The organism is Vibrio sp. NH-7, from assembly GCF_053643215.1.
Genome location: NZ_CM132188.1, coordinates 550,568 through 568,601, shown reverse-complemented (window position 1 = coordinate 568,601; position 18,034 = coordinate 550,568). Strand labels below are relative to the sequence as shown.

At 46.6% G+C, this 18,034-nt stretch carries 13 protein-coding genes and 1 pseudogene; 6 read left to right on the top strand and 8 right to left on the bottom strand.

Annotation, left to right across the window (positions count from 1 at the left end):
- The first annotated feature begins 131 nt into the window (after positions 1-131).
- Positions 132-626, top strand: a complete 495-nt coding sequence (locus ACUALS_RS16800) for a hypothetical protein (protein WP_454449925.1) — start codon at positions 132-134, stop codon at positions 624-626.
- 18 nt (positions 627-644) lie between these two features.
- Positions 645-2,267, top strand: coding sequence for an ABC transporter ATP-binding protein (locus ACUALS_RS16795; protein WP_454449924.1), 1,623 nt, complete (start codon positions 645-647; stop codon positions 2,265-2,267).
- A gap of 79 nt (positions 2,268-2,346) precedes the next feature.
- Here ACUALS_RS16795 and ACUALS_RS16790 read toward each other — a convergent pair whose 3' ends face one another.
- The gene (locus ACUALS_RS16790; RefSeq protein ID WP_005473630.1) at positions 2,347-3,246 is read right to left on the bottom strand and encodes a LysR family transcriptional regulator; all 900 of its coding nucleotides are present in this window, start codon (positions 3,244-3,246) and stop codon (positions 2,347-2,349) included.
- A 189-nt stretch (positions 3,247-3,435) separates the two neighbouring features.
- Here ACUALS_RS16790 and ACUALS_RS16785 point away from each other — a divergent pair, with 189 nt between their 5' ends.
- The 4 genes from ACUALS_RS16785 to ACUALS_RS16770 all read left to right on the top strand — a co-directional run bounded on the left by ACUALS_RS16785 (position 3,436) and on the right by ACUALS_RS16770 (position 10,309).
- Positions 3,436-5,127, top strand: a complete 1,692-nt coding sequence (locus tag ACUALS_RS16785; protein ID WP_454449923.1) for an L-lactate permease — start codon at positions 3,436-3,438, stop codon at positions 5,125-5,127.
- 134 nt (positions 5,128-5,261) lie between these two features.
- The gene (lldD, locus tag ACUALS_RS16780) at positions 5,262-6,398 is read left to right on the top strand and encodes an FMN-dependent L-lactate dehydrogenase LldD (protein WP_454449922.1); all 1,137 of its coding nucleotides are present in this window, start codon (positions 5,262-5,264) and stop codon (positions 6,396-6,398) included.
- Between the two features lie 129 nt (positions 6,399-6,527).
- On the top strand, positions 6,528-9,365 hold the full coding sequence (locus ACUALS_RS16775; RefSeq protein WP_454450042.1) for an FAD-binding and (Fe-S)-binding domain-containing protein: 2,838 nt from the start codon (positions 6,528-6,530) through the stop codon (positions 9,363-9,365).
- Positions 9,366-9,520: 155 nt separating this feature from the next.
- A complete protein-coding gene (locus ACUALS_RS16770) occupies positions 9,521-10,309 on the top strand; it encodes a PhzF family phenazine biosynthesis protein (protein WP_454449921.1) in 789 nt (262 codons plus the stop codon).
- Between the two features lie 388 nt (positions 10,310-10,697).
- On the opposite strand, the gene ACUALS_RS16765 is transcribed toward ACUALS_RS16770, so the two are convergent.
- The 7 genes and pseudogenes from ACUALS_RS16765 to kdgK form a co-directional block, all read right to left on the bottom strand.
- On the bottom strand, positions 10,698-11,243 hold the full coding sequence (locus ACUALS_RS16765) for a lysozyme inhibitor LprI family protein (RefSeq protein ID WP_454449920.1): 546 nt from the start codon (positions 11,241-11,243) through the stop codon (positions 10,698-10,700).
- A 189-nt stretch (positions 11,244-11,432) separates the two neighbouring features.
- A complete protein-coding gene (locus ACUALS_RS16760; protein ID WP_454450041.1) occupies positions 11,433-12,029 on the bottom strand; it encodes a chromosome partitioning protein ParA in 597 nt (198 codons plus the stop codon).
- A gap of 383 nt (positions 12,030-12,412) precedes the next feature.
- Positions 12,413-12,574 (bottom strand): annotated as a pseudogene (locus ACUALS_RS16755) (L-threonine 3-dehydrogenase); the annotation flags it as partial.
- A 558-nt stretch (positions 12,575-13,132) separates the two neighbouring features.
- Positions 13,133-14,020 (bottom strand): NAD(P)-dependent oxidoreductase, encoded by an 888-nt coding sequence (locus tag ACUALS_RS16750; RefSeq protein ID WP_008076621.1) that lies wholly within the window; start codon positions 14,018-14,020, stop codon positions 13,133-13,135.
- Between the two features lie 298 nt (positions 14,021-14,318).
- Complete coding sequence (locus ACUALS_RS16745) at positions 14,319-16,070, bottom strand: sodium:solute symporter family transporter (RefSeq protein WP_454449919.1); 1,752 nt, start codon at positions 16,068-16,070, stop codon at positions 14,319-14,321.
- Between the two features lie 328 nt (positions 16,071-16,398).
- Positions 16,399-17,022 (bottom strand): bifunctional 4-hydroxy-2-oxoglutarate aldolase/2-dehydro-3-deoxy-phosphogluconate aldolase, encoded by a 624-nt coding sequence (locus ACUALS_RS16740; protein ID WP_454449918.1) that lies wholly within the window; start codon positions 17,020-17,022, stop codon positions 16,399-16,401.
- A 48-nt stretch (positions 17,023-17,070) separates the two neighbouring features.
- Positions 17,071-18,003, bottom strand: coding sequence for a 2-dehydro-3-deoxygluconokinase (gene kdgK, locus ACUALS_RS16735; protein WP_454449917.1), 933 nt, complete (start codon positions 18,001-18,003; stop codon positions 17,071-17,073).
- Positions 18,004-18,034: the final 31 nt, after the last annotated feature.

Below are 18,034 nucleotides of genomic sequence, written 5' to 3'. Positions count from 1 at the left end.
AGAAATTGAATCTGTTCGGTCAAATAACCATCAATCATAAGCCAACATTGCGATCAAATGATAATTATTTGCAATCGTAAATGAATTGCATTTAAATATGCTCCATCAAGAATTTGGTGGAGTAAACACACATGGATCTACAACAATGTTGGACGCATTACCTAAAAGCGGAACAATTACTGGAACAAGGTCACTGGCCTGAAGCCCATTATCTGTACGATCAAGTGCTTTCTCATTTGCCCCACCATATTCAATCTGCAATGGACTGCGAAGAGACCAAGCCCTGTCAGTTCAGTTGTTTGCTCACTGGTTTACGAGACGCGGCAGTGTCCCAGTCAGAGATTCTCAACAAAATGGGCCAGCATCAACGTGCGTTTGACCTGTTGAACCAGAGCTACGCGCTCCTTCAGTTTATGTCCATTGAAACATCCGATTTGGTGAGAGCAACTCACCATATTTTGGAAAAAAATAGCGATGAGCTTCTTCGTCACATGGGGGCATTTTGCACCGCACAGCGCAATGCGCAGTGGATGCTTGAGTATGAACAAGTACAAAAAGCACACCATCACTTCGCCGCGTTGAAATCTTTTCATGGCGCTTCGGAGAGCTCTCGCGTCATAAATTAAAACTATAAAGGAATACACATGTCACAGACGCCAATACTAAAGGTGAAGAACCTTTCAGTTAGCTTTACCACCAACGATGGCATCGTTGATGCGGTTAAGGATGTGAACTTTGAACTGTTTAAAGGTGAGACACTGGCCATTGTTGGAGAATCCGGCAGCGGTAAATCCGTTTCATCCAATGCACTGATGCAATTGTTGCCGAACAATTCGATTGTTCATTCACAATCAAGCATCGTGTTTGAAGGTGAAGAGCTGCTTGATAAATCGGAAGTCGCGATGCAATCCATTCGTGGCGATCGTATCGGTATGATTTTCCAAGAGCCAATGACCTCGCTAAATCCATACATGCGCGTCGGAATCCAAGTAGCCGAAGCGATTATGTGCCATCGCCCTGTCTCCCGCTCTCAAGCAAAGGCGAAGGTTCTTGAGCTATTTGACTTAGTTCACCTGCCAAATATCGAGCAAGCCTACACCAAATACCCTCATGAATTTTCTGGCGGTCAGCTGCAACGCATCATGATTGCGATGGCGTTGATCAACGAGCCAGACATCTTGATCGCCGACGAGCCGACCACCGCTCTTGATGTGACGGTTCAGGCAGAAGTGCTTAATTTGATTAAAGAGATTCAAAGCAAACTCGGCATGGCGATCTTGTTTATCACTCACGACCTCGGTGTCGTAAAACACCTTGCGGATCGTGTGGTGGTGATGTGTAAAGGTGATGTAGTCGAAGAAGGTGAATGCCAAGTGCTATTTGCCAATCCACAGCACGACTACACCAAAATGCTGATTAATTCGATCCCTCGTGGAGGCAAAGACCCAATTGAAGACAACGCACCGGCTCTACTAAAAGCCGACGATATTCGCGTCAAGTTCTTAATTAAGTCGCACTTTATTCAGAGCAAAAACCAGTACTTCGAAGCGGTAAAAGGCATTTCTCTCGAACTTAAGCAGGGTGAAACCTTGGGTATTGTGGGTGAGTCTGGTTCAGGTAAATCTACGTTAGGGCGTGCCTTAATTGGCCTACTCCCAAGTAGCGGGACGATTCACTTTAAAGGGCAAGATGTCGGTCAATTGAGCGAAAAGCAACGTTTTGAGTTAAAGAAAGATGTGCAAATGGTGTTCCAAGACCCATACGGCTCACTTTCTCCTCGTATGACCATTGGTGAAATCATCACTGAAGGGCTAACCGTCCACCAGCCAACCATGACGAAGTCAGAGCGTATGCAACGTGCACGTAAAGCACTGGAAGAAGTACGTTTGGATCCTCACTCCATCAACCGCTACCCTCACGAGTTTTCCGGGGGTCAACGCCAGCGTATTGCGATTGCACGCGCGTTAATTTTAGAGCCCTCTTTCATTCTTCTCGATGAGCCAACATCAGCATTGGACCGCTCTGTTCAGTTAACGGTGATTGACTTACTCAAAGACATTCAGAAGAAGCACAATATCGGTTTCTTGTTTATCAGCCATGACTTGAGTGTGGTCAAAGCGCTTTCTGATCGCGTGCTCGTGATGCAAAAAGGTGAGGTTATGGAGCAAGGTACTGCGGATGAAATCTTCCACAATCCGAAAAACGATTACACCAAAAAGCTGATTGCGGCATCATTTGACTTGGACGAATCCGAAGAAGCCGCCTAAGCTTACTCTATCAGTTCGGTTTGGCCGCCGACTTATCGCCGATGCATGGATGCATCGGCGTTTTTCTTTTCAGGGCGGATTAAAAGTAATGTGAAATAGCTAAATAGCGTGCGCGGATATGTTCAATCAGCAGTTTCACTTTATTGGGGGGTTGACGGGTAAACGGATAGACGGCGTAAATGCCCAATCGCTTTCCTACTTGCTCTGGAAACAGATCCACCAATTGACCATTGCGAATATCGTGATACACCAAGCATCGCGGTACATAAGCAATGCCATGGCCACCCAACGCGGCTTTCCTCAGTGCGGTGGCGTTGTCTGTTGAAAACGAGCCCGACACGCGAACAATATAATTGCCCTCTTTCCCTTTAAACTCCCATTCACTCGCCCCTGTGGTTTGGTAAGCATATTGCAAACAGTTGTGCTGAGTTAAGTCTTCAGGTTTCACTGGTTTACTGTTTCGTGCGACATACGCAGGAGACGCGCACACCACCCATTGCGAGTCGAGAATATGTCGGGCGATCAGGCTTGAGTCTTCCAAATACCCTGTGCGAATCACCAAATCATACCCGCCCTCAACTAGGTCGACGAAACGGTTGTCCAATGACATATCAACGCTCAACCCGGGGTGCGTGTTGCAAAATTCGGCGACCGCATCAGCTAAAATCAAATCACCTGAAATGGTCGGCACCGACATTTTGATGTGACCGCTGATGTTTTCACCAAAGCCTGAAACCGCATCCATAGCCTCCAAAGTGGCTTGCTTCACATTTTTGGCCCCATGCGTCAGCGCTTTGCCCGCCTCGGTCAGCGTCAATTTACGCGTTGTGCGATATAATAACTGAACGCCCAACTCTTCTTCCAAACGTGCTATTCGCTTGCTAACTACCGAATTTGTAAGGTTATTTGTTTCAGCCACCTTACTAAAGCTGCCCATTTCCACGACTTGAGAAAACAGAATTAAGTCATCTGCGCGCATTGATTATGTCATTTTTGGAATTAATTATTTTCATTATTTCCCTATATCAATAAAAAATAAAGGGGTAAATTCACCTCGAATTAACACAATTATCACAAATATAAAATCTAAGAGACTCTTTAGAGTCCGGATTTAACAAGTCATCCCTAGCAAAACGTGAAGGGATTATGCCTGTACGAGGATGTACCAATGAGTGAAACTTTACTTGCCCTAGTGGCCTTCTCACCAATCGTGGTGGCTGCCATATTACTTGTCGGCCTTAATTGGCCAGCCAAACGCGCGATGCCTGTCGCATTTGGATTAACCGTTATCATTGCCATATTTGGATGGGACATGTCGACCACACGCGTTTTAGCGTCTGTTTTTCAAGGGCTAGGCATCACTGTCGCGGTCTTATGGATTGTGTTTGGCGCCATCTTCCTACTCAATACGCTTAAACACACCGGCGCAATCACCACCATTCGCAACGGGTTTACTAACATCTCACCTGACCGCCGTGTTCAGGCCATTATCATCGCTTGGTGCTTTGGCTCGTTTATTGAAGGCGCATCAGGTTTTGGCACGCCAGCAGCGATTGCGGCGCCACTGTTAGTCGCGATCGGATTCCCGGCTCTCGCCGCGGTTTTAATGGGTATGATGATTCAATCGACGCCTGTTTCCTTTGGCGCAGTAGGCACCCCTATCATCGTTGGGGTAAACAAAGGTCTTGATACGCACAATATCTCTGAAGCGTTACTCGCGAATGGCTCCACTTGGGACGCCTACTTACAACAAATTACCTCAAGCGTTGCGATGATTCACGCCACCGTAGGTACGCTAATTCCAGTACTAATGGCAATGATGCTGACGCGCTTCTTCGGCAAAAACAAGAGCTGGACAGAAGGGCTAGACATTCTACCGTTTGCTATTTTTGCGGGCTTAGCCTTTACCATTCCGTACGCACTAACGGGTGTTTTCCTGGGTGCAGAGTTCCCGTCACTGATTGGCGGTTTGGTTGGACTTTCTATCGTCGTATCTGCTGCAAAACGTGGCTTCTTGGTACCTAAAACAACGTGGGACTTTGAGAAAGAAGATAAGTGGCCAGCAGAATGGTTGGGCTCACTGAAGATTGATCTAGAAGACAGCAAGAGCAAGCCGATGAGCATGGTGATGGCGTGGTTCCCATACGTGTTATTGGCTGTGGTACTGGTTGCGAGCCGCGTCAGCGCCGATTTCAAAGCGATGCTAACCAGCGTAAGCCTATCATTTAGCAATATTTTGGGCGAAACCGGTATCAGCACTGCCATTCAACCCCTTTACCTACCAGGTGGCATCCTAGTCTTCGTCGCGCTTATCGCTGTATTGCTTCAAGCACGTAGTGCTGCTCCGCTTGCAAAAGCGTTTGGCGAATCGAGCAAAACCTTGATTGGTGCAGGCTTTGTTTTGGTCTTCACTATTCCTATGGTGCGCATCTTCATCAACTCTGGCGTCAATGGCGCTGACTTAGCCAGCATGCCAGTTACAACCGCCAACTTTGCCGCGGGCCTCGTAGGCGAAGCCTTCCCAGCGTTGAGCGCGACCGTCGGTGCACTAGGCGCTTTCATTGCAGGCTCAAACACGGTGTCTAACATGATGTTTAGCCAGTTCCAATTTGAAGTTGCGCAGACACTCTCTATCTCTAGTGCGGTTGTAGTAGCACTTCAAGCGGTTGGCGCAGCAGCGGGTAACATGATCGCGATTCACAACGTGGTTGCTGCATCAGCAACGGTGGGACTACTGGGCCGCGAAGGTGCGACGCTACGCAAAACGGTTATCCCAACGTTCTACTACTTAGTACTGACTGGCGTCATTGGTTTAATTGCCATTTATGGCCTAAACATTACGGATGCACTGGTTAAATAAATCCACGGCGTTAATACTCATCCCCTGACAAGAACGGCACTAGTGTCACTCCAAGCGAGTATTAACGCCACCCTAAACAGTTTGACTCTAGCCTTCAAAGAAAGGCCCAAATACACCATTTGTAGGATTGAATTATGATTATCTCTGCCTCTACTGATTACCGCAAAGCGGCGAAATCAAAGCTCCCACCTTTTCTTTTCCATTACATTGATGGCGGCTCTTATGGTGAGCATACTCTGAGACGCAACACAGAAGATCTTGCAGATATTGCGCTTAAACAGCGTGTGTTGAACGACATGTCTGAGCTTAGCCTCGATACCGAAATCTTCGGCGAAAAGATGGCGCTTCCTATCGCACTATCTCCAGTCGGTCTAACCGGAATGTATGCGCGTCGTGGCGAAGTACAAGCCGCAAAAGCCGCCGATAAAAAAGGTATTCCGTTTACCATGTCGACGGTGTCAGTTTGCCCCATTGAAGAAGTCGCACCAGCGATTGAGCGCCCGATGTGGTTTCAGCTCTATGTGCTGAAAGATCGCGGCTTTATGAAGAACGTTTTGGAACGAGCAAAAGCCGCAGGCGTGACAACCTTGGTATTCACGGTTGATATGCCTGTTCCGGGCGCCCGTTACCGCGACATGCATTCTGGTATGAGCGGTCCGAATGCCGCAGCACGACGTGTGTTCCAAGCGATGCGTCACCCGCAATGGGCGTTTGATGTTGGTTTGTTTGGCAAACCGCACGATCTGGGCAACATTTCAACTTACCGTGGAGAGCCGACCAAACTCGAAGACTACATTGGTTGGTTGGGTGAAAACTTCGACCCTTCAATTAGCTGGAAAGACCTTGAATGGATTCGTGACTTTTGGGATGGCCCAATGGTGATCAAAGGCATTCTGGACGTTGAAGATGCAAAAGACGCCGTGAAATTTGGCGCGGACGGCATTGTTGTGTCAAACCACGGTGGTCGCCAGCTCGACGGCGTTATGTCTTCTGCCAAAGCTCTTCCTGCTATTGCAGACGCAGTGAAGGGAGATATGAAAATCTTCGTCGATTCCGGTATTCGCACGGGGTTAGATGTCGTCCGTATGCTCGCACTGGGTGCCGATTGTGCCATGCTTGGTCGTTCTTACATCTACGCGCTTGCTGCGCAAGGTCAAGCTGGCGTTGAAAATCTCTTAGATCTGTATGAAAAAGAGATGCGCGTTGCGATGACACTGACAGGCGCGAAAACCATTCAGGATCTGAACCGAGATTCGCTGGTTAGCATCTAATCGATTAATTTAATGGGTGTCACGGCTTTTGAGAACAAGATGTGACACCTTTGACTCACGGGAAGAGAGAACAACCTCACAATAATCAGAAAGACGCCCTACCCGTGACATCAGCACAAGGAAGCAATGATGGCCAACACAATTTCGAAAGCCACTTACGAGCAGCTTGAAGCCTTGCTTGCTCTACAAATTGACCCCGAACGCATTGTTACCCAAGAAGCAAAGCGTTTAGCTTACGGCACCGATGCGAGTTTTTATCGCTTGGTGCCGCAAATCGTTTTACGCCTTAAAGATCTCAGCGAAGTCATCTACGCGATACAAAGCTGCCGAGAACTAGGCGTCCACTTTACCTTCCGTGCTGCAGGGACAAGTTTGTCTGGTCAAGCGGTCTCTGATTCCGTCCTAATCACTCTCACCGATGATTGGCGTGGACACGATATTGTTGACGATGGCAACAAAATCATTCTTCAGCCGGGGGTTATTGGCGCCGATGCAAACAAATACTTGGCGCCTTTCAAGCGCAAAATCGGCCCCGATCCTGCGTCTATAAACACCTGTAAGATTGGTGGCATTGCAGCCAACAATGCCAGTGGGATGTGTTGTGGAACCGCGCAAAACTCCTACCGAACGGTAGACAGTGTCAAGGTGGTTTTCGCCGATGGCACCTTGCTCGATACCTCAAGCAAAGCCAGTATCGATGCCTTTAAAGTGACCCGCCCTGACATTTACCAAGGGCTTTCAAACCTAGTAGCGCAAACGCAAAGCAATGCAGAGCTCACTGAGCGCATTCGACACAAATATCGATTGAAAAACACCACGGGCTACGCACTCAACGCACTGGTCGACTATAGTGACCCCATTGAAGTGTTGGAACATTTACTTATCGGCTCTGAAGGCACATTAGGGTTTATCGCCGAAATCACCTACAACACGGTCATCGAGCACGAGTTTAAAGCCTCAGCATTACTGGTGTTCGCCGATATCGAAGAAGCAAGCCGAGCCGTTGCCACATTGGCGAAAACGCCAGTCGCAGCCGTCGAGTTGATGGATGGTCGAGCACTGCGTTCAGTCGCAGACAAACCCGGCATGCCTGAATTTATGCCAAATTTGGATATAGAAGCCGCGGCACTCTTGGTTGAAACGCATGCCAGCTCTCAAACAGACTTAGATAGCCAGTGTGAAGCCATTTTAGGCTCACTCAGTGAGTACTCGATCATTGAGTCGGTTCCCTTTACCACGGATGCCAAGACCGTCGCGACGCTGTGGGGAATTCGCAAAGGCATGTTCCCAGCCGTCGGCGCTGTTCGTGAAGTCGGCACCACGGTCATCATAGAAGATGTCGCGTTTCCAGTAGAGAATCTCGCCAATGGCGTTCGAGATCTGCAGGCACTGTTCGATAAGTATCAATACAGCGAAGCGATCATTTTTGGTCATGCACTTGAAGGCAACTTGCATTTCGTCTTCACCCAAGGGTTTGACTCGCAAGATGAAATTGATCGCTATGGTGGATTCATGGACGATGTCGCTGACCTTGTCGCTGTCAAATATCAAGGCTCATTGAAAGCAGAACATGGTACAGGGCGTAACATGGCCCCTTATGTCGAGCTTGAATGGGGCAAAGATGGCTACGCACTGATGCTGCAAATTAAAAAGCTGTTCGACCCAGAAGGGTTACTCAACCCTGGCGTAATCATCAATGACAACCCGCATTCACATATTGAGAATTTAAAACCCATGCCGGCAGCCGACGACATTGTTGATCGCTGCATCGAATGTGGTTTCTGTGAACCAGTCTGCCCTTCCCGCACGCTTACCTTATCACCAAGGCAACGTATCGTGCTTTATCGAGAGCTACAACGCAGAAAAGCAGCAGGAGAAACCGTTACCGCAAGTGAATTAGAAAAAGTCTTCGAGTACCAAGGGCTCGATACCTGCGCGGCAACTGGGCTTTGTGCTGACCGCTGTCCGGTGGGTATCAACACGGGTGATTTAGTCAAACAGCTGCGCACCGCGAAGTACAAAAAGTTTACGCCAATTGCCAAGTGGACTGCGGATCATTTCTCAACCACCACAACGCTTACTCGCGCCTCTCTCAAAGCCAACCAAATTGCGGTGAAAGTGATAGGTGAAAATGGTGTCTCTAAGTTGACCAATGGCGTGCGGAGCCTCACCAAGAATAAGACCCCAATTTGGCTTCCTGAGACACCTCAATCAAACAGCCATAATCTAGAAAAGTCTTTGGAACTGCTGGTTAAGTCCGACAAAAAAGTGGTGTATGTCCCTTCTTGTGCCTCTCGCACTATGGGGCAACAAACCAATGCTTCTGATCAGCGCAGCTTAACTGAAGTGACAATGTCACTCATTAAAAAGGCTGGATTTGAAATTATCATCCCTGAAGGTATTCATGACCAGTGTTGTGGAATGCCCTATGACAGCAAAGGCATGACAAATATCGCCACGCAAAAAGCGGCTCAGTTAGAGCAAGCTCTCTGGGAAGCAAGCTACGAAGGCGAATATCCTGTTCTCATGGACACCAGTCCTTGCGCTAAACGCAGCATCGATAACTTTACTAAACCGCTGGAAATACTTGAGCCTACAGGTTTTGTTTCTAAGTATCTGCTGCCTCATTTGGAAATCAAGCCGATAAGTGAGACCGTGATGCTGCATGTCACCTGCAGCTCAAGGAAAATGGGATTGGAAAACAGCATGTTGACCCTAGCTCAGCGCTGCGCCAGCCACGTCGTGGTACCTGAGCATATTGCTTGTTGTGGATGGGCTGGAGACAAGGGTTTCACTACGCCAGAGCTCAATGCGGCGGCGGTTCATCCACTCAAAGAGCAAGTACCTGAGAACTGTCATCGTGGCTTTAGTAACAGTCGAACCTGTGAAATTGGTCTATCGCATCATAGTGGCATCCCTTACCAGTCGATTCTTTACCTAGTGGATGAGGCCAGCGTGCCACAATAGTTCTATATCACTCCCAAACCTAACTGGAGAGTTTGTACGCAGAGTATGATTTGAGAAGATCTATGTCGCAACTCTCCAGTTATCTCACCCTTGCTATGTAACAAAAGTTATTATTAATCAAATAGAAAGTTTTGATACGCCAGTAAGGAAGATCTATGGAATTCGAACTATTTGTGTGTGATACCTTCACTCAAGAAAGATTTAAAGGTAATCCCGCGGCTGTTGTCCCACTCACCGATTGGCTGAGTGACGACATGATGCTCAAAATCGCCCAAGAGAACAACCTGTCTGAAACCGCCTTTATTAAACAAATCGCTATCGATCACCATGAGATCCGCTGGTTTTCTCCTATTTGCGAGATCGAGTTTTGCGGTCATGCGACGCTCGCCTCCGCGTTTACCTTGTTTCATTTCTTCAATGCTGGCGAGCGAATTGTCTTTGAAACACGGTTTGTAGGACCAATCGAAGTCGAAAAGGATCGATCTGGCCGTATTCTGATGGACTTCCCACACCAAATGCCGAGCACCACTGAGGCACCTGTAGCACTTCTAGAAGGGCTCTCTATCCCGCCTCTACACGTTATGAAAAACCCACAAGCCTACTTTGTGTTTTACGACAACGAACAAGATGTGCTGGACTTAAGGACCAAAAGCGACTTCCTAACGCAGCTAGCTCCTTACGATGTTGTTGCAACGGCGCCCTCCAAAGATTATGACTTTGTCTCTCGATACTTTTGGCCTGCCAATGGCGGCGATGAAGACCCTGTTACTGGCTCAATTCACTCCGGATTGGCACCGTATTGGTCCGAAAAGCTTACTAAGGATCACATGATCGCCTACCAGGCATCTAAACGCGGCGGCACACTTTACTGCCATGTTTCACCTGAAAAAGCGACTATAGGTGGCGACGCCGTACTCTACTCGCGAGGCAAATTTTACATCTAAGCCTTAGCCTTTGGGTGTCAGATGCTAACTACATATTTCTGCGTTTTGGTGAATTTAAAAAGGCACTCTAAACCGCCGAATAGGCAACCTTTCTCACCGGTACACCTTTAAAAAACAACTTACGCTTCTTTGCCACCTATCGACAAGATAGTGTTCATAGATTCGATAACATTCGTCGTGTAAGTAGCCTTACGGATATCTTGACGGTATTCATCTCCATGGTATGCAGTTTTAATATCGTGTCACCCATCGACCGAGAATGGGGTTGATGGCTACATACGAGTAGAGGCTCAAAAGTAGTATCACGAACTCTTTCTTATCCACATTGTCTTCAAGACTTAAACCTCGAATTACACAGATTGCGCCACCCAGCACCTCTCATTTCTGGTTACTCTTCGCAGTAAGTTGTGTTTGGTCGCGAGGCATCGCAGATAATGCCTCCCCACTGATGGGCCGTTTTTCCAGATACCAGCACCTTGAACCAAGGGTAGCCGTTCCAATAAGCGGCTTCTTCTTGCAAGATAACGATCGCCTGCCTCTCATAGGTTGAGCCTACTTGCTCTGACTCTAATGTCGGTGATTCACGAAGGACGCCACCCCAAGAAAAGGCAAACGACTCTATCGCTTTTAAGGTTGCTAGTCGCTCTAGGCTTCGTTCCTTAAGGCAGTCAAAACTGTACTCACACTCGTTTCTCTGCGTTACCCACGCTCTCTGCACTTGGCGTAGAGTCTGTTTGTCTTTCTCTAAAGCGGCGTCGCTAAGCGATTGACGATACTGATTAGCGATCAATCGGTCTAGGCTAGAGAGCTCTTGACTACCGCAAATGACGTGCTCTGCTACATGGCTGGCGTTGTCACAGTTATAACTCGGCTCCGCGTTGGCGAGCATAGGAAAGGCCCCTATCAATAGAGCGGCCAAAGAGTACATTCGCATGAGTACCTCAATGATGGTCAGGATGTTTGCCTAGTGTATGACGTTGTCGGCACTGAGCCAATCACCGATTTGTTTTCGGTAAGTTGTGTGGCAAGCGACGGACAAACATTGGGATAATCAGTAAAGTATCGCCTTGTATCTTCCATGTATTCGCTAGAAGAGAACGCAAGTCGACAAAGTTTACTTAATCTATTCACAGTACTTAGCCTCAAAATCCAGTGATGTAGAACCAGTACCAATTAGAATCCTATTGAAAGCAAGGTATGCCATGGTTCTGGCTTTAGTATTATAAGTCAGCGCTGTTATCGTCCGAGAAGTATTGATCCGGTCATCTACGGGTATGCCAACATAACCCTTGCATGCGACAACCTTTTCATAACCTTTAATTATATTGAACGCTGTTGTCTTGTTTTCATATGTTTCATCAGTGAAGTCGTGATACAACACTTCCTGCGCATTTCGTGCATCCTGCTTAATTGCCCTTCTCTCTGGTTCTGATATCTGCAGCGCATCAATGAAAGCTTCAATATCATCGCGAATACCATCTTCGTTTGCATCGACACCCATTAATGAGTCACTGCGATCGAGCAATGGTTCAAACTTGTCATAGAGAATACCTACCTGGTCATCAATCGTAGGTTGAGATTTTAACTGTTCTATCAGCTGAGGCGTCAGTTCTATATCGGCTGTACTGGGTACGACACGTTCCGATACACGACTTCCACCTCCACTAGAGCTACTACACCCAGAAAGAACAAGCGTTAAAAGTAAAAAGCGTTTTTTCATGACATACCAATCGGCGGTTCTCTGATGACTGAGTGAAAATATAACCACACCATTTTTACTGTCAACAATGTCCATTCAGATGTCACTATAATCGCTAAGATTTATGGTAAATGGTTAAAACAAACAAGAGTGAGTCAGAACGTGTATGGAAGGAGCTAGACAAGGCTAAGGAGAGAATAACAATTCCAAGTAACGTGTATGATTATCATAAGCTTAATACAAAAAGTGTCCCATAAATTTATGGGACACTTTGCTATATCAGTTTCGCTTTCATGGGACAAATATGGAACATTTTAGTGGGCAAAAAAGGCTATTGTTACCATTTTCTGTTAGAACATTAGTCGCCTAGTAACAGGCAACAAGCCTATTTTACCCTGCTGCCCCTACTCCCAATCAAGGATAACTTTGCCAGAAAGCCCGCTACGCATAGCTTCGAAGCCTTTTTGGAAGTCATCAATCTTTTAGTGATGAGTGATGATTGGCGTTAGATCTAGGCCTGATTGAATCAGTGAAGCCATCTTGTACCACGTCTCGAACATGTTGCGCATGATAGACTAAAAATCATTTACTATTAGTAATTTAGAAAAACATACAATTTCAATGGGACCGATTTGGGCCATTTCACTTCACAGCTTACAAACGACTAAGATATTGTCAAAACAGCTAACACTTCAAGTAAGCCAGGTGATTGGAGAGGTTACTTTTTAGTATGTAAAACAAATAAACACTCTACCTAAATTATAGAAAAATTGAATTGCGACGACATCAATTCAATCGAAAGCAAAGATCACTAGATTAATCACTGTCTCCAGTGCAGGCTCAGTACCTACAGCTAATTAAATTCGAAGCCACAAAGCAGCATAGCATAGCAAACTCACAAATTAGATAGTGAAATAATATTAGGTAAAGGAGCCATTGAACTGGTATACATGCAGCGGGAATCGAAACCCTGTCAAAGTGAAGGTAAGCTCAATATACCACTGCTGAGCGAGACCAACAGCATTGTCAGACTTTTTTCCTTCCCACAAAGAAAAAGAGCAAGCGGCTTACACCACTTGCTCTCCTCCCATCTTGTTAATCGCTTCGCTTATTTGAAACTGGCGTTATTTCGCTTCAGCTTCGAGTTTTAGAAAGTAATCGAAAATTACTGGCACGTCGTTGTTAGCAAGGCCAGAATCTACCGCGGCTTGTAGGCTCTTAGAAGTGCCTTCTGCGATTAGAGATTGTGTACCTAGGTCAGAAACCATCTCTAGGAAGTAGCCAAGATCTTTGTTTGCGTTAGCGATTGAGAAACCTAGCTTCTCTTCACCGTCTACCGCGTAGAACTTACAAAACTGCATGAATGGTGAGTTAGATGGGCCTGCAGACATAATGTCGAACAATTGCTGGCCATCAACGCCGGCAAGTTTAGCAACTGCAAATGCTTGAGACATTGCTGCCACTGTTGTCATACCCATGAAGTTGTTTACAAGCTTAGTCGTGTGGCCTGCGCCAAGTGCGCCTAGGTGGAATACGTTTTCACCCTGCTCTTCTAGAACTGGCTTCACTTTGTTGAATGTATCGATGTCACCCGCTGCCATGATGTTTAATAGACCATCTTTAGCGTGTGCTGGAGTACGACCAAGAGGAGCATCAATCATACCTGCGCCTTTTTGAGCTAGGTCTTCACCAATCTTCTTCGTCGAAGCTGGGATCGAAGTACCAAAGTCGATCAGCGTTTTGCCTTCAGACATACCCGCTAGGATACCTTCGTCGCCGTAAACCACTTTCTCAACAACTGCAGATGTAGTCAGACATAGCATCACGATATCGCTGTTTTCTGCTAGCTCTTTACCTGTGCTTACTGCTGTCGCGCCGCGTTCAACACATACCGCTACTGCATCTTTGTTTAGATCCATCACGTTTAGTTGGTAACCACGTTTTTGTAGGTTCTCAACCATGTTGCCGCCCATTAGGCCCAGACCGATAAAGCCGATAGTAGGTTTAGTCATCTTTGTCTCCAAATGCATTATTGTATGATTATATAACCAGAATAATATTGTTATATAGCCATTAGATCAATCATAAAATAGGTCGAGATAGACAATAGAGCGCCTTTTTGTGATCAAAAACGTCGCTCAATCCTTTGTTTATGGTCATCTCTATTTAAAAATGTTTTTTAAACTTTCGCTTTGGCTTAGCTATTAAGTCATACATATAGTCGTATCTTAGCCAAATCCATAATCAAAACATTAGATGGAAAGCCAGTCAGTCTCCGTGACTGGCTTTAAGTTGAATAACGAGTGCAGGTTACTCCTGACTAGCCAGTTGTTGCTTTGGGTTATTTGCCGCATTCACTAGCAGTACCCCAACCGTTAGAACCATAGAGCCACACAGTAGGAACAGTAGTCGCCCTGTTGGCTCGTTTGGAATCAGAGCCATTGCCAAGATACCAAAGCCCGCAACGCTGATAAGTTTGCCAAGCATGCCACGCTGTTTTGTATCTAGGTTCTGCTGCTCTTCGCTGTCTGCCACGATTGGTGTGTTCCAGTTCTTGAACAGCTGGTCTACTTCTTTCTCACGCTCTGGCGTTAGGCCTTTGTAGAAGCGAGTTGTTAGTAAGAAGAAGCCACCAGTGAAGACAACGTGTGCTGCTAAGCTCAAGCCAACTTTAAGGTCAGCCCACTCACGGCCTGTCAGCGCTTGCTCAAGACCGAAGAAGCGTTTTATGTCTTCTGCTTGTAGTGAGATACCGAAGATGTAAGAAACAAAGCCACCCACAATCAATGTTGCCCAACCTGCCCAATCTGGAGTTTTACGAATCCACATACCTAGCAGTACTGGAATCAGCATTGGGAAGCCAATTAGTGCACCCACGTTCAGTACGATGTCGAACAGACTTAGGTGACGCAGAGAGTTAATAAATAGACCGATACCGATGATGATAAGACCCATCATGATAGTCGTTAGCTTACTGATGATAACCAGCTCTTTTTGAGACGCTTGAGGGCGTACAATCGGGCTGTAAAAGTTCATCACGAAGATACCTGCATTACGGTTTAGACCTGAGTCCATCGAAGACATGGTCGCCGCAAACATCGCTGACATCAGTAGACCAACCATACCTGCTGGCATAACGTTTTGTACGAACGCTAGGTAAGCTGCATCGCCACCCACTGAGCCATATTGCTCTGCGAAGTCAGGCATAAACGCCGCTACGTACCAAGGTGGAAGGAACCAAATGATAGGACCAACAATCATTAGTACACACGCTAGGCCTGCCGCTTTACGCGCGTTTTCACTGTCTTTTGCACATAGGTAGCGGTAAGCGTTGATGCTGTTGTTCATTACACCGAACTGCTTAACAAAGATGAACACTACCCAAAGGATAAAGATACTGACGTAGTTCAGGTTGTTACCAAGCATGAAGTCGCCGTGGAAGTTCGACACGATGTTGCCGATACCACCACCGTGGAAGTAAGCCGTAACCGCACAGGTAATGGTTACTGCCATAATAACGAGCATCTGCATAAAGTCAGACGCGACAACCGCCCAAGAACCGCCCGTAACCGCCATCAGCATCAGAACTAAGCCCGTTACTACGATGGTCGCTTCCATTGGGATGTTGAATACAGCCGCAACAAAGATAGCCAACCCGTTTAGCCAAATACCCGCAGAGATCAAGCTGTCTGGCATACCAGCCCAAGTGAAGAACTGCTCTGACGTTTTACCAAAACGTTGGCGAATCGCTTCAATCGCCGTCACAACACGTAGTTGGCGGAATTTTGGAGCGAAGTAGAGGTAGTTCATAAAGTAGCCAAATGCGTTGGCTAAGAATAGGATTACAACAACAAAACCGTCGTTGAACGCGCGTCCTGCGGCACCTGTAAACGTCCATGCTGAAAATTGCGTCATGAAGGCGGTAGCACCTACCATCCACCACAACATCTTGCCGCCCCCTCGGAAGTAATCACTGGTCGATGTGGTGAACTTTCTGAACATCCAACCAATTGCGATTAAAAAGAAGAAGTAGGCAAGAACAACAAGAGTATCAATAGTCATTTTTTCAGCCTTTTAAGTATCATCATTAACTGACTCCTAGATTACTCCAGTTAGATTTTATTTGTACTACAATATGCTTTTATTGTGATCTAAAACATAACTATTTTAGTGATCAAAATCGCCCCAAAAGCCTTATAAAAGACTATTCATTGGCTAAACACCCGCTAAACCTTAATGTGTCGAGAAATAATTGTAATACAAATATAACTTTAAGAACTTATAAAAGTATGGAATAGTTTCTAGGGTTGCGCTTTGTTCGGTGACAAAAAAAGCGAGCCACGCGGCTCGCTTCAAATAATTCGCTAGTTTAATCGGGGAAGTGCAGCACCTACGCTACGTGTGCAACCGCATCACGAACCAAAGCACCTAGCTCATCCCATTTACCTTCATCAATCAGCTTGGTTGGAACCATCCAAGTACCGCCACACGCCAGTACTGACGGAATAGACAGATAGTCATCAACATTACCTAGGCTTACACCACCTGTAGGCATAAATTTCACTGGGTAAACCGCCGTAAGCGCTTTAAGCATACTCACGCCGCCTGATGGCTCTGCAGGGAAGAACTTCAATGTGCGTAAACCCATTTCCATCGCTTGTTCAACAAGGCTTGGATTGTTAACACCTGGTACAATCGCAACGCCTTTATCTAAACAGTATTGAACTGTACGAGGGTTAAAGCCTGGGCTCACGATGAAATCCACTCCCGCTTCAATCGCTTGATCAACTTGCTCGTTAGTTAAAACTGTACCCGCGCCAATCAGCATTTCAGGGAACTCAGCACGCATCGCTGCGATCGCTTCTGCTGCACACTCGGTACGGAAAGTAATTTCAGCACAAGGCATACCGTTTTCAACCAAAGTACGGCCAAGCGGCACCGCATCTTCCACTTTATTGATGGCAATAACAGGAACGACTTTCAGGTTTGCTAGCTGTTCATTTAATGTAGTCATGAATACTTACTCGCTTTAGTAAGGCCCTCTGTTGAAGACCGTTTAGAATTAGATTAATAAGTTAGGCATTGCATCACGTGGGATGATTGCCCCTTTGTGTTGAATAACCGTGCCTGCAACACAATGGCCGGTGTACGCTGCGTCTTTCGCGCTGCCACCCGTAATACGCTTGGCTAGGAAACCCGCGCTGAATGAATCACCTGCAGCAGTGGTGTCAATCACCTTATCAACAGGGTCAGGAGCGACAAAGTTTGCGCTCTCACCGACCACAACTAGGCAATCTTTTGCGCCACGTTTAATGATAATCTCTTGCACGCCAGCGCTGGCTGTTCTCTCGATACACTGTTCGACATCAACGTCGCCATAGAGTTCTTGGTCATCTTCAAACGTAAGCAGCGCCGTATCTGTTAATGCCAGCATTTTAAGATAACACTCGACCGCTTGCTGCTTGTCTGCCCATAACTGTGGGCGGTAATTATTATCAAAGAATACCTTACCACCTTGAGCTTTGTACTGGTGAAGAAACTCAAACAATTTTTCGCGGCCAGCAGGGGTCACAATCGCCAGCGTAATGCCACTCAAATAAACGGCATCGTATTGGTAGAGCTTATCCAACACAGCTTGAGACTGTGGCTGTTCAAACATGAACTTAGCCGCAGATTCCTTACGCCAGTAGTAGAAACTGCGCTCACCCGTTTCGTCGGTTTCGATAGCGTAGATTCCTGGTTGACGACCCGACACCGTCATCACAAGATCCGTATCAATACCCTCTTCCTGCCAGCTTGTTAGCATCTCTTGGCTGAAAGGATCCGAGCCTAGCGCTGTAACATAACTCGTTTTGATGTCATGTGATTTGGTTAGGCGTGATAAGTAAAGTGCGGTATTTAGCGTGTCACCACCAAATGATTGTTGAAGCTGACCTTCCTTCTTCTGTAGCTCAACCATACACTCGCCAATGATCGCGATATTTAATGATTTCATATTGTCACCTTAGCAACTGAGGTTGCGCTAT